Annotated in this window: 12 protein-coding genes; 2 read left to right on the top strand and 10 right to left on the bottom strand. The window is 68.9% G+C overall.

Translation table 11 applies throughout. The features are described from left to right. Positions 1–25 precede the first annotated feature (25 nt). Positions 26–2254, bottom strand: coding sequence for a transglycosylase domain-containing protein (locus ACIRB1_RS08100; RefSeq protein WP_403464976.1), 2229 nt, complete (start codon positions 2252–2254; stop codon positions 26–28). Positions 2255–2506: 252 nt separating this feature from the next. On the opposite strand from ACIRB1_RS08100, the gene ACIRB1_RS08095 reads away from it, so the two are divergent. Beyond that, a complete protein-coding gene (locus ACIRB1_RS08095; protein WP_403464975.1) occupies positions 2507–2725 on the top strand; it encodes a zinc ribbon domain-containing protein in 219 nt (72 codons plus the stop codon). Positions 2726–2765: 40 nt separating this feature from the next. Here the strand turns inward: ACIRB1_RS08095 and ACIRB1_RS08090 are convergent, their stop codons facing one another. From ACIRB1_RS08090 to ACIRB1_RS08080, 3 genes are read right to left on the bottom strand one after another with little or no spacing between them, the layout of a single operon-like run. Continuing rightward, on the bottom strand, positions 2766–3581 hold the full coding sequence (locus ACIRB1_RS08090) for an HAD family hydrolase (RefSeq protein WP_403464974.1): 816 nt from the start codon (positions 3579–3581) through the stop codon (positions 2766–2768). Further along, positions 3581–6190: a phosphoribosyltransferase gene (locus ACIRB1_RS08085; protein WP_403464973.1), complete on the bottom strand. Its 2610-nt coding sequence runs from the start codon at positions 6188–6190 to the stop codon at positions 3581–3583. Before ACIRB1_RS08085 ends, ACIRB1_RS08090 begins: the two co-directional genes overlap by 1 nt. Before the next feature lie 14 nt (positions 6191–6204). Then, entirely contained in the window at positions 6205–7371 is a 1167-nt protein-coding gene (locus tag ACIRB1_RS08080; protein WP_403464972.1) for an HpcH/HpaI aldolase/citrate lyase family protein, read from the bottom strand. Positions 7372–7547: 176 nt separating this feature from the next. Between ACIRB1_RS08080 and ACIRB1_RS08075 the strand changes: the two genes are divergently transcribed. Next, positions 7548–8333, top strand: a complete 786-nt coding sequence (locus ACIRB1_RS08075) for a TerD family protein (protein ID WP_403464971.1) — start codon at positions 7548–7550, stop codon at positions 8331–8333. Between the two features lie 49 nt (positions 8334–8382). Here the strand turns inward: ACIRB1_RS08075 and ACIRB1_RS08070 are convergent, their stop codons facing one another. The 6 genes from ACIRB1_RS08070 to ACIRB1_RS08045 form a co-directional block, all read right to left on the bottom strand. Then, positions 8383–9117 (bottom strand): Tellurium resistance, encoded by a 735-nt coding sequence (locus tag ACIRB1_RS08070; protein WP_033286889.1) that lies wholly within the window; start codon positions 9115–9117, stop codon positions 8383–8385. Positions 9118–9233: 116 nt separating this feature from the next. Beyond that, a complete protein-coding gene (locus ACIRB1_RS08065) occupies positions 9234–10379 on the bottom strand; it encodes a DUF475 domain-containing protein (protein ID WP_352183389.1) in 1146 nt (381 codons plus the stop codon). Between the two features lie 153 nt (positions 10380–10532). Beyond that, positions 10533–11108: a TerD family protein gene (locus ACIRB1_RS08060; protein WP_266768259.1), complete on the bottom strand. Its 576-nt coding sequence runs from the start codon at positions 11106–11108 to the stop codon at positions 10533–10535. 115 nt (positions 11109–11223) lie between these two features. Then, positions 11224–11799 carry a TerD family protein gene (locus ACIRB1_RS08055; RefSeq protein WP_019060360.1) on the bottom strand — a complete coding sequence of 192 codons (576 nt, stop codon included), beginning with the start codon at positions 11797–11799 and terminating at the stop codon, positions 11224–11226. A gap of 113 nt (positions 11800–11912) precedes the next feature. Next, positions 11913–12371, bottom strand: a complete 459-nt coding sequence (locus ACIRB1_RS08050) for a peroxiredoxin (protein ID WP_328831687.1) — start codon at positions 12369–12371, stop codon at positions 11913–11915. Positions 12372–12508: 137 nt separating this feature from the next. Continuing rightward, positions 12509–12946 (bottom strand): DUF3052 domain-containing protein, encoded by a 438-nt coding sequence (locus tag ACIRB1_RS08045; RefSeq protein WP_019060358.1) that lies wholly within the window; start codon positions 12944–12946, stop codon positions 12509–12511. Between the last annotated feature and the right edge of the window lie 97 nt (positions 12947–13043).

Here is a 13043-nt window from a genome sequence, read left to right as displayed (position 1 = left end):
GGAGTTGGCGGGGTCGCTGCGGTGGTCAGCCCAGCGGGGTCATGGCTCTCGACCAGATGCCGTAGGGGACGTCGGTGACGGGAGTGCCGGAGATTCCTTTCAGCGGAAGGGGTTCGAGGCTCTTGTTCAGGTCGATGCGGTAGACGACGACGGCCGTGGACACCGACTTGGCCGTGCCGACGTACCAGGCGGCCGTGTCGTCCTGGGTGGTGCCGGACTTGCCCGCCACTCCCCCTCCGGCCTGCGCGTCCTCGGGGTGCGCGGTGGCGAAGGAGGCGGTGAGCGCGTCCGTCACCTCGTCCGCCGTGGTCTTGCTCATCGCCCGGTCGGGCCGCGGCCGTTCGAGAGGGACCCCGGCGCCGTTACGGGTGATACGGCGGACCGAGTACGGCTCGGTGTGCACACCCCCGGCGTCGAACGTGCCGTACGCGCTCGCCATGCGCAAGGCGCTGGGCGTGGCATTGCCCATCGACAGCGCGGGCACCTGTGCCCCGAAACTGGACGAGAGAAGCCCTGCCTTCTCCGCGGTCTGCCGGACGGTCGTCAGGCCGGTGTCCATCCCGAGCTGCATGAACGGCGTGTTCACGGACTGGGCAAGCGCCTGGCGCAGACTGATCTGCCCGTACGACTTGTTGCCGTCGTTGTGCGCGGCGACCTTCTTGCCGCTGCGGTCCCAGTACGGCCCCTCCGGCGTGGTGACCGGCACGCCGTCGTCCCCGTCGTACAGCGTGTCCGGGGTGACCGGGGTCGGCGGTCTGCCACGGGTCTTGGTGACCCCGTGCTCCAGCGCTGCCGCGTAGACGAACGGCTCGAAGGCCGAACCGGCCGGCACCGTCGTCGCGTTGGACTCGTTGAAGCCCTGCGTACGGTGGTCGGGGCCGCCGTACACGGCGAGGATACGGCCGTCGGAGGCGACCGAGGAGGCGCCGTAGTGGGCCGTCCTGGCGCCGGTCGGGTCGTGCTTCAGCGCGTCCTTGCGGGCCTTGGTGACGGCGTCGGTCAGCTCGGTCTCACGGTCGCGGTCGAAGGTCGTGTAGATCTGGTAGCCGCCGAGGTCGAAGTCCTTGTCCGAGATGTGCGCGGTCTTCTTCACGTACTGGGTGGCGAGTTCGACCAGGTAGTCGCTCTGCTTGCCGGTGTCGTAGGTCTTCGACTGCTTGAGCGGCTCGGGGAACGTCGTGTACTTGGCGCGCTCGGCCGGGGACAGCTTGCCGATCTTCACCATGCGGTCCAGGATCCAGGACCAACGGGCCACCGCTCGGGCACGGTTGGCCTTGCTGAGCGTCGGGTCGTAGAGGCCCGCGCCCTTCAGCAGCGAGGCGAGGAAGGCCCCCTGGCTGGCGTTGAGCTGGCTGACGTCCTTGCCGTAGTACGCCTGCGAGGCGCGTTGCAGTCCGTAGGTGCCGCGGCCGAACCAGCTGGTGTTGAGATAGCCCTCGAGGATCTTGTCCTTGCTCATCTTGTTGTCGAGCTTGAGGGAGATCATCGCCTCGGTGAACTTGCGGCCGACCGTCTGGTTCTGGGTCAGATAGACGTTCTTCACGTACTGCTGGGTGATCGTCGAGCCGCCCTCGGTGTCACCCTGGCCGACCGTGCGGTACAGGGCGCGGGCGATGCCCTTCATGGAGATGCCGGGGTCGGTGTAGAAGCTCTGGTTCTCGGCGGCGAGGACCGCCCAGCGGACGTCGGTCGGGATGTCCTTCAGCGGCATCGCCTGCCGCTGCACCCAGCCGGTCCGGGCCATGGGCGTCCCGTCGGACCAGAAGTACACGTTGTCCTGCTGGGTCGCGTACGCGTTGAGGTTCGACGGGATGTCGGTGGCCGCGTACGAGACGACCAGGAACAGTCCGCTGAGGCCGACGGCGGCGGCCACGCCCCCGAGCCACTGCCGCCAGGAGGGCATCCAGCGCCGCCAGCCGGTGCGGCCGGGGCGGGGGTACTGCGGGCGCAGCTTGCGAACGTACGGGGTGAGGAACATCACGGCCGGGGCGAGGCGCGCGGCGACCGGGGCGAAGCGGGTGCGGAGGTGTGCGGCGATGCGGGAGAGACGGGTGCGGAGGGACGGGCGAGGGGCCTTGCGTCCCCGGTGCCGTACCGGTTTCGTCTCCCCCTCGGGTATCTCGGGCTCCTCGGGTATCTCCAGGTCGGAGACCCGCAGCTGCATGGTCTCGTCCGGACGGAACCCGTCGGGGAGCTTCAACTGCATGGTCTCGTCCGGTGCCTGGCGCTCCTCCCCGTCCCCCTCGTGGCTCACGACGCGACTCCCTCCGCACTCCGTATTACTCGCACAGGCAGACGCATCGACGTACGAGGGGCTGAAATGGTTGCCGCGGACGCGACTGCAAATCCCGGTTCCCCCCGGCCTCACAGATCACGCGGCGCCCTCAAATTACCAGTGGTCTTCGCAAGTTCTCCATATAAGAAAACGACAGAACAGGACACAGTCGAAACCTTCATGAAAAAACAAGGTGCCGTACTCACGCGAGAACGCCGCTAGCCTGTGGGCATGCCTCGCTACGAGTACCGCTGCCGTACCTGTGGGTCCACGTTCGAAGTCAGCCGGCCGATGGCGGAGTCCTCGTCCCCGGCGGACTGCCCCGCCGGGCACGCCGACACCGTGAAGCTGCTGTCCGCCGTGGCCGTGCGCGGTATGTCCTCCGCGCCCTCGCCCGCGGCGGGCGGAGGCGGCGGCGGTGGCTGCTGTGGCGGGGGCTGCTGCGGCTGAGCAGGGCCCGCGCGGTTGCCCGCACCCCCGGGGGTTGCCCCTACGGGGTCGATGGACGGGCCGCTCTCAGGAACTCGCGCAGGATGCGCTCGCCGGCCAGGACGCCTCGCTCCGGCAGGGCCGTGACGTTGGGGGCCGTCCACGCCTCGTCCGCCAACTCGCCGTGGCCCGGGCGCCAGGCCGTGTCCGCGGCCAGGAGGAGGTCGGCGTCCAGCAGGGAGTCGCCGGCCGCCAGGGTGAGGGTGGCGTTGGTGCGGTGGGCCACCTCGCGCATGGCGGCGCTCTTGGTGAGGGGCTTGGGGACCGCGTAGATCTTGCGGCCCTGGAGGGAGACCGTCCAACCTCGGTTCTCCGCCCAGACCGCCAGGTCCTTCACCCACTCCTCGGGCAGGAGTTCGCGCTCGACCACGAGATAGGCGAAGAGGTCCTCGGCGATGCGGTGCTTGCGCACCCAGGCGGGATCGGCGGTGGTCGCGAGGTGTTCGCGCACCTCCTCCAGCGGGGCGCACTGGGCGGCCAGCTTCGCCTGGACCCGGGCATGCCAGTCCTCGTCGGTCACACCGTCGACGAGGAGATGGCCGCCATTGGCGCAGATCGCGAACTTCGGCTCGGGGCCCGGCAGGTTGATGCGCTGGTACTGCTTGCGGGTGCGGGTGGTGGTGGGCACGAAGACGGCCGTGTCGCCGAGTTCGGTGAGCAGGGCGGCCGACGTCTCCGTCATGAAGGACAGCGGCCTGCTCTCGTGCACCTCGACGCAGAGCAGCCGGGGCGCCCGCGCGTCCGGCATCGTGAGGGCGAGGGCGGCGGCGGAGTAGATGAGCGTACGGTCGAGGTCGCTCGCGACGAGTACCGGCATCAGACCGCCACCGCCCTGCCGTCGGCACCGGTCGCACCGCGCGTGTACTTGGGGTGGATCAACCCCACGCAGGTGTACGGCAGTTCGGCCACCTCCTCGACGGGTACGCCCCGCTGCTCGGCGAGCAGTCTGACGTGGTCGAGGTCGGCACCCGCACCGGCCCGCGCGAGGATCTTCCAGGGCACCCGGCGCAGCAGCACCCGGGTGGTCTCGCCGACGCCCGGCTTGACGAGGTTCACGTCGTGGATGCCGTACTCCTCGCTGATCCGCTCAACTGCCGCCCAGCCCTCCCAGGTCGGGGTGCGGTCGGCGGCGAGCAGTTCCTTGGCGAGGACGGTCACCGCGTCCGAGACCTCCGGGAAGCGGGCGGCGACGGCGTCCAGGAAGTCCACCGAGACATCCGCGCCGGCGAGTTCGCGGTAGAACTTCGCGCCGTGGAAATCGTGCGGGCCGACCAGGTCCGAGCGCAGCACCGTACGTGAAATCAGGCCCGACACGGTCGAGTTGAGGCAGGCGGACGGAATGAGGAAATCCTCGCGGGTGCCGTACGTCCGCACGCAGGAGCCGGGGTCGGCGAGCACCGCGATCTCCGGGTCGAAGCCGGTGATGCCGTCGGACTCCTCGAACTCCCTGATCGCCTCGGTGAGTTCGCGGGTGATGGCACCCTTGCCGGTCCAGCCGTCGACGAACACGACGTCGGCGGGGTCGTGGTGGGCGGCGAGCCAGCGGAGCGCGTTGGCGTCGATGCCCCGCCCGCGCACGATCGACACGGCGTAGTGCGGGAGGTCGAGACCGTGGCGGTGCTGGGCCCAGCGGCGCATCAGGACGCCCACGGGGGTGCCGGCGCGGGCGAGCGAGACGAGGACGGGGTGCGGGGAGCGTTCGGCGAGGACCAGTTCGGTGACCGCGCCCACCGCCAGTGCGAGGCGGTCGGCGGCCTCGTCCAGCGCGGTGTGGAACAGCTGCTGGTACTGCTCGCTCGGCTGGTACTCCACCGGCAGCGACTCCGCGTAGTGGGCTCCGCCGCTCTGGATGGCCTCCTCGCGCTCCTCGGTCGGCGCCTCCAGGGTCACGTCCGAGAGGTCCTGGAGCAGCCAGCCGACCTCGTCCGGGGCGTACGAGGAGAAGGCGGGGCCGCGGAGGGGGTCGGGGAGCATGGCGGGCCTTTCGGGGACGTACGAGGGGATCACCGCGAGGACTACGTGCGGGGTGTGTTCGGCGAGCCTCGCCAACAGGCCGTCCGGGGCGTGGAGTTCGGGGGTGTCGGCGGTGTCGTCGATCACGGCGACCACGGCGTCGAAGCCGGCGCCGGCGATGTTGTAGGCGTAGCGGTCGCCCGGGCCGTCCGCGGGGGTGTCGTGGGCGGGGAAGGTGAGGCGGGTTCGTATCGCGTAGCCGGGGTCGTCCACCGCGAGGACGGGTGAGCGGGTGGTGGTGGAGTACGTGACGCCGGCGTCGACTATCTGCTCCAGCTCGCGGGCCAGGCGGAGGGGGGCGTACATCAGCTCTTCGAAGCCGAGGATGTGGACGCGGTGGGCGTCCTCCGGCAGTGCGGCTGCCAGGCGGGCGGCCATGGCGGGGAGGGCGGTCTCCAGGCGTATTCGGTGACCTGGGGTGAAGCCGTGTCTGCCGCCGTCGGGGAGGTTTTTGGGCCAGCGGATGTCGACCTGGGTGACTCGGTTGTTCTTCGGGTGCGGGTCGGTGGGGGTCGGTCGCGCAGTTCCCCGCGCCCCCAGGGGGTTGGGGCTTGGGGTGGTTTCGATGCTTGGGGTGGTCTCCGCGCTTGCATCGGGGGCGGCGGCAGCGGCCTTGTCCTTTAGGGGCGCGGGGAACTGCGCGCCCAGCCGCGACGGCGCTGCGGACGGCCGACTACCCGACCCGGCACTCTCCGACTCGTACCTCGCCACCAACTCCTGGCCCTTCTCGAGGACCCCCGTCGGCAGGCTCACCGTCCCCGAAGCCGCCGCGACGAGGTCGACCCTCGCGCCGATCTCCGACGCGAACTCGTCCAGCCGTCCCGCGTCCGCCGCCGAGCGCATGTCGACGAGGGCGACGACCACGTACCGGCGCCGGGGGTACCGGGCGTGCAGGTCGCGGATGGTGTTCAGGACCGTGTTGCCGGTGGAGAACTCGTCGTCCACGAGGACCAAGGGGCCCTCGCCGGAGAGCAGGGCGGGGTTCTCGGGGAGGAGGAGATGGGACGTGGCGTGGGAGTGGGACTCCTCGAAGCCGCCCGCCGTGGCCACGCCGGGGACGGGGCGGCGGGTGGAGTGGAGGTAGGGAGCCAGCGCGATGCCGTCGGCGACCGCGTGGCCGAGGCCCGTCGCGGTCTCCGCGTAGCCGAGGACCACCGCCCGCCGGGACTCCTGCGTGCCGAGGAGTTCGCGGACCCGGCGGCCCAGGGTGAAGCCGTGGCCGTAGACCACCGACGGGGACTGCGGGACGTGCTTGCCGAGCACGTTCGACACGAGGAGGTGGGCCCGCTTGGGGTTGCGGCGGAGGGCCAGGCCCAGGAGGTCGGTCAGCCCGGGGTCGCCGAGCAGTTCGACACCGAGCCGCTGCGCGACCCAACTGCCCGACCAGACACCGTCGTTCACTGCCTTGTTCATACGTCCCTTGCGATTCAGCCGGGTATTCCGGCGGCGAGCAGCTCCACGAAGCCGACGTCCTCGCGTGCGACCCCGAAGATCTCGGCGCGCAGCATCGTCCGCTCGGCCCAGGCGCGGTGCGGCTTCACCTCGTTCATCTTGTTCGTGTACGCCGAGCGCAGCACTCCCCCGCCGCCCCGCTCCGGCCGCAGGATGTCCTGCGCGTCGGAGAACTCCTCGTGGCTGACCACGGACAGCGCGTGCACGGGCAGCACGTGGGTGGGGTGGATGCAGGTCTTGCCCAGCAGTCCGTTGGCCTGGTCGAGGGCGATCTCGCGGAGCAGGCCGTCCATCGCGTGCTCGATCAGCGCCTCGCGCAGCTCCTCGGCCTGGCCCTCCAGGAAGGGGCTGCGGCGCAGCTGCGGCTTGAACATGCGCTCCTGGACCCGGAAGTACTCCCACACCGGCCCGGTCACCGTGAAGCCGGTGCCGTCGGCGCGGCCCAGCATGTTCACCACGTCGGCGATCACGCTGGCGACGATCTGGACGTCGTAGGCCGTCATGTCGGAGGCGCGGCGCAGGCCGTACGACGAGCAGAAGTCCGTCACGCCGAGGCGCAGGGCGAGGACGCGGTCGCGGTACTTGTCGACCGCGCGGGAGATGCCCTCCAGGGTCTCCACGCGCGACTCGCGGTACAGCAGCTCGGGCGACTCCAGCACCGGCATGCCGAACAGCCGGTGCCCGCTCGCCGCCTCCGCGGCGGCCAGCGCCTCCAGGAACGGCGTGCCGCTCTCCTCGGTGAACTTCGGCATCACGAAACCGGAGAGGAGTCGTACGGCCGGACCCATGCGGCGTACGAGATCGGGGATCTGCTCGGGCACGCGGACCCGGACGAACAGCAGCGGAAGCCCGACGTCCGGGCGGGCGGCCAGGTCGGTGAACTGCCGGACCAGGTTCTCCTCGGCGGCCGGCACGTCCTCGTCGCCGATCGAGTCCTCCAGGCACAGCACCATCGACACCACACCGCGCGCCGCCAGCTTGACGACGTCGTCGGCGAGGTGCGGGCGGGTGGCCGGGCTGTAGAGCGTGGCGCCCAGGGCCGCGGCGAGCAGCCGGGCCGGGGAGTCCGCGTCGAACTCGCAGGGCTCCTGGAAGAAGAGACGCTGCCGTACCTCAGGGGCAATGTGCCCGAAATGACGCATAAAGCTCCCCCGTGGTGCCGGTGTGACTCGTGAACGTATTCGACAGGTGGCCGGTAATAGTACGTACAAACCCATGTCGGGGGTTCCCGCCGGGCATGAACTTCAGGTAACTCGGCCGTGTCGGTGTCCGAACCCCCACGTTGTCGTGACCAGGACCGAGAGGGCAGGATGACCGCATGACGCACGCGATGCTGAAGGGGTCGAACGTCCCGCTGGAGGCCACCACGGTACGTGCCGTGCTGCGCTGGACTCCCGGGCAGGGGGTCCCTGACGTGGATGCCTCGGCGCTGCTCCTCGGCCCCGCCGGTCAGGTGCGTTCCGACGAGGATTTCGTCTTCTACAACCAGCCCCGGCACCCCTCCGGGAAGGTCTGGTGGCTGGGCAAGAAACGGGTCGCGGAGGGCCCCACCGACACGATCCAGACAGATCTGGCCGGTGTCGAGTCCGAAGTGAGCCGGATTCTGGTGGTCGCTTCGGCGGAGGACAACACCTTCGACCGCGTACAGGGGCTGCGCATCCTGCTGTACGACGCGGGCGTCGCCGAGGGTGAGCCCCTGCTGTATTTCGACATCAAGCCGGAGACCGGCGAGGAGACCGCGCTGATCTGCGGGGAGCTGTACCGGCGGGGGGACGGGTGGAAGTTCCGGGCGCTGGGCGAGGGGTACGCCAACGGGTTGCGTGGGCTCGCGATGGACTTCGGGATCACGGTGGACGAGTCGGAGGGGGCCGTTCCCGAGACCTCCCAGCCGTTGCCTCCGGAGCAGCCGACCGCGGTGCAGGTGCCGGTGCCCGAGCAATCCGGCTACGGGTATCCGCCGGCTCAGGAGCCGGTGGCCCAGCCGGCGTACGGCTATCCGCAGACCGCTCCCGCGGGGACGTACGGCTATCCGCAGCCGGTGCCTGCTGCCACCGCGCCGGACCCGAACTTCCGGTTGCCGCCGCAGGGGCCGCAGTTCATCTGAGGGTGAGCGCGTCGTTTCCCGGGCGCGGGCCGGGTGGGAGCCCGAAAAACTATCGCTCGACCTTTGTCTTGTAGCCCCGGCCCCACTGAAGGCCCCAGCCGTACAGCCGGTCCAGCTCCGCCTGGAAGCCGTAGACGAACTTGACCTCCCGGCGGACGACCAGCTCGCCCTTGACGTTCTCGATCATCACCACGGCGCAGGAGCGGGCCTGGGGGTGGCGTTCGTCGAGGCCTATCTCGATGCGGGGGCCGTTGCTCGGGTAGAGGGTGACGATCGCGTGGGTGCGGTCGAAGGCGGGGGTCTGGTCGTAGATGTAGACGAAGACCAGGAGCCGCTTGATCTGGTCGCGGTGGTCGAGGTTGACGTACATCGTCTCGCCGGACGCGGAGCCGAAGCGGTCGTCGCCGCTGAGTTTCACGTACGGGGGTGAGTTGACGTCGCCCAGGAGGCCGCCCAGGGGCTGCACCACGCCCTTGGTGCCGTCCATCAGTTCATAGAGGCAGCCGAGGTCCAAGTCGACGTTGACCATGCTCTGGCTGTGGCCCATGACCTCCGGGGGCTTGAGCGCCTTGAAGGGGTGGCGCAGCAGGCTGTCGCGCTGGAGGCCGCCGATGTCGGAGGTCCGCATCCGCCAGGTGAGGTTGACGCGGAGGTTGCCGGTGGCCGCGCCCTGTTTGGTGAGCGAGACCTGATGGTGCCGTTTGGTCAGTTCGATCGCGTTGCTGGCCGCGCTGCCCGAGTCGAAGTCGGCCTCGCGCCGCCATATCCCGTCGAAGAAGCCCATTCCCGCCCCCACGCTCGCATCCACGTCCCGCATGACACAGCTGTCGGGGCGGCCGGACAGAGGACATGTCCTCGACGGCCGCCCCGAACAGAAGCGTTCCCTCACCAGGGAGCTTGTCACACCCCGGACGAGACCTCAGTCTTCTCGTCCGAGCCCGCTTCTCCCCCGGCTTCCGCCAGGGCCTTGTTCCTGCGGACCGATGACCAGAAGGACCAGCCGATCAGGACCACGCCGACCAGGCCGGTGATGACCTCGTTGATCTGGTACTGGATGGTCACCATCAGGATCACGGCCAGGGCGCCGATCGCGTAGTGCGCGCCGTGCTCCAGGTAGACGTAGTCGTCGAGGGTTCCCTGACGGACCAGATACACCGTCAGCGAGCGGACGTACATCGCGCCGATGCCCAGGCCGAGGGCCATGAGCACGATGTCGTTGGTGATGGCGAAGGCGCCGATCACGCCGTCGAAGGAGAAGGACGCGTCCAGGACCTCCAGGTACAGGAACATGAAGAACGCGGCCTGGCCCGCCAGGACGACCGCCGAGCGCTGCTTGCCGGTGCGCGCGGCCTCTTCCTCCTCCTCGTGCTCCCGCTCCTCCTCTTCTTCGAGCTTGTCCTCGAAGTAGCCGGAGAGCCCGCCGACGATCATGTACGTGATCAGACCGGCGACACCGGCGATCAGCACCGTCTGCGCCTTGTCCGCGTGGGCGCCGCCGTGCTGGTGGGCGTGTGCGGCGAAGGTGAAGGAGGTGATCAGCAGGACGATCAGGGCGATGCAGACCGACAGCATGTCGACCTTGCCGAGCTTGGCCAGCGGGCGCTCGATCCAGCGCAGCCACTGGATGTCCCGCTCCTCGAAGATGAAGTCCAGGAAGATCATCAGCAGGAACATGCCGCCGAAGGCCGCGATCGCCGGGTGGGCGTCGGTGACCAGCTGCTGGTAGTGGTCCTTGTTGTTGAGCGCGAGGTCGACCGCGTCGATCGGGCCGATCTTGGCGGTGACGGCGACGATGACGACGGGGAACACCAGCCGCATGCCGAAGACGGCGATCAGGACGCCCACCGTGAGGAAGATCTTCTGCCAGAAGGCGGACATCTTCTTCAGGATCCCGGCGTTGACCACCGCGTTGTCGAAGGACAGCGAGATCTCCAGGACGGCCAGGATCGCCACGATGCCGAAGGCTTCCCACCCCCCGTAGAACGCCGCTGCGACCAGGCCGAGCGCGGTGACCGCGAACGACCAGCCGAAGGTTTTCAGAAGCACTGGCTACCCAATCGTGTGTTGGGGGTCCCCCAGACGGAGTCTGAGGGAAGGTCTCCCCCTGCGCCGCACTCGGCTTTACTTAAAATTTGACGTCGAGCACTGAGTCTAAGGGGAGACTCCGCCGACCGGGACAGCCGGTATGAACAACGGCCTTTACGAGACGTTGACCCCGAAGTCCATGGCGATGCCCCGCAGTCCGGACGCATACCCCTGGCCGACCGCCCTGAACTTCCACTCGCCCTGGTAGCGGTAGAGCTCGCCGAAGATCATGGCCGTCTCGGTGGAGGCGTCCTCGGAGAGGTCGTAGCGCGCGAGCTCCTGGCCGTCCGCCTGGTTGACCACGCGGATGAAGGCGTTGCTGACCTGGCCGAAGGTCTGGCCGCGCTCGTCGGCCATGTGGATGGAGACCGGGAAGATGATCTTGTCGCAGGTGGCCGGCACCTTCGGGAGGTCGACCAGGATCGACTCGTCGTCGCCCTCGCCCTCACCGGTGAGGTTGTCGCCGGTGTGCTCCACGGAACCATCGGGACTCGTGAGCTGGTTGTAGAAAATGAACCACTCGTCCCCGAGGACCCGCCCGCCGCCGCACAGCAGTGCGCTGGCGTCCAGGTCGAAGTCGGCTCCGGTGGTGGAGCGCGCGTCCCAGCCGAGGCCGATCAGGACGTTCGTGAGGTTCGGTGCGGCCTTGGACAGGGAGACATTGCCCCCCTTGGCGAGCGTGACGCCCATAGTGCTGGTCCTCCCCGAGGTGATGCTTCTTTGGTTGTCCTGCGCTCCCCCCAGAGGGGGACCCCCGGCGCCGCACGGGGACCGCGCGGCGCCGGGGGGGTGAAGCCTCCCGACGTCAGACGTTGACGCCGAAGTCCTGGGCGATGCCGCGCAGGCCCGAGGCGTAGCCCTGGCCGATGGCGCGGAACTTCCACTCCGCGCCGTTGCGGTACAGCTCGCCGAAGACCATGGCCGTCTCGGTCGAGGCGTCCTCGGAGAGGTCGTAGCGGGCGATCTCGGCGCCGCCCGCCTGGTTCACCACGCGGATGAACGCGTTGCGGACCTGGCCGAAGGACTGCTGGCGGTTCTCGGCGTCGTAGATCGAGACCGGGAAGGTGATCTTGTCGACGTCGGCCGGGACCGCCGCCAGGTTCACCTTGATCGCCTCGTCGTCGCCCTCGCCCTCACCGGTGGTGTTGTCGCCGGTGTGCTCGACGGAGCCGTCGGGGCTCTTGAGGTTGTTGAAGAAGACGAAGTTCGCGTCACTGGCGACCTTGCCCGCGCTGTTCAGCAGCAGTGCGCTGGCGTCGAGGTCGAAGTCGGTGCCGGTGGTGGTGCGGACGTCCCACCCCAGACCGACGATGACCGCGGTCAGGCCCGGGGCCTCCTTGGTCAGTGATACGTTGCCGCCCTTGCTGAGGCTGACTCCCACGAGTCCTCCATTGGTGTCCAGGGGCGGGGATGCCCCGTAGTGCGTCGGTATCGGATCAACGTCTCGATCCTAGTGACGGGTTCCCGACCCTCGCAGGCCCTGGAACCTAACAATCACAGGGTGTCGAGCGCCTTCACGTACTCGTTGAGGTCGCGGGCGTCCGGCAGGCCGTTGACGACGGTCCAGCGCACGACGCCCTCCTTGTCGATGATGAAGGTGCCGCGCACGGCGCACCCCTTGTCCTCGTCGAAGACGCCGTAGGCACGCGAAGTGTTGCCGTGCGGCCAGAAGTCGGAGAGCAGCGGGTACTCCAGGCCCTCCTGCTCGGCGAAGACGCGCAGGGTGTGGATGGAGTCGTTCGAGACGGCGAGGAGCTGGGTGTCGCGGTCGGTGAACTGCGGCAGGTTGTCGCGCAGGGAGCACAGTTCGCCGGTGCACACGCCGGTGAAGGCGAAGGGGTAGAACAGCAGCACCACGTTCTTCTCGCCGCGGAAGTCGGAGAGCTTCACGGTGGCGCCGTGGTTGTCCTTGAGCTCGAAATCAGGGGCCTTGTCGCCGACCTGGATCGCCATTCGTCCTGAATCCCTTCGGTGGGGCTGTTCGGGTGAGACCACCCTGAGTCCACCCTACGCAGCGATCACCGCATGCGGACGGACGGGCTGGCGTGGCCAGCCCGTCCGGGATTCAACGATCGAGGTACCTCGGTGGACTACCTCTTGGACTTGGCCGCCTTGGGCGTCACCAGCCGGCTGCCGCTCCAGTCCTTGCCCACGCTGACGCTCTTGGCCGCGGAAAGGCCCGCGGTCGTGGCGGCTTCCGAGATGTCGCTGGGCTCGACGTAGCCGTCACGGCCGGTCTTCGGCGTCAGCAGCAGGATCGAGCCGCCCTCCTCGACGTACGAGATGGCGTCCACCAGCACGTCGGTCAGGTCGCCGTCCTCGTCGCGGAACCACAGCACCACGGCATCGGCGACGTCGTCGTAGTCCTCGTCCACCAGGTCGCTGCCGATGACTTCTTCAATGGCCTCGCGGAGTTCCTGGTCTACGTCGTCGTCGTAGCCGATCTCCTGGACCACCTGCTCGGGCTGGAACCCCAGCCTGACGGCAGGGTTCGTCCGCTCCTCCGCGTGGTCCGCGGTCGCGCTCACGGGTTGCCTCCTGATCATGTCTTGATGAATGTCCAGCCACGCGCGTGCGCGAAGCATTGGCCGTAGTCCACACGGACGGGCCGGATCGCGCAAGTAC

Origin of the sequence: Streptomyces sp. NPDC096013 (assembly GCF_044763565.1) — a bacterium.
Classification (GTDB): Bacteria; Actinomycetota; Actinomycetes; order Streptomycetales; family Streptomycetaceae; genus Streptomyces.
Note: the sequence above shows the minus strand (reverse complement) of the source record. Positions and strands in the feature narration are given on the sequence as shown.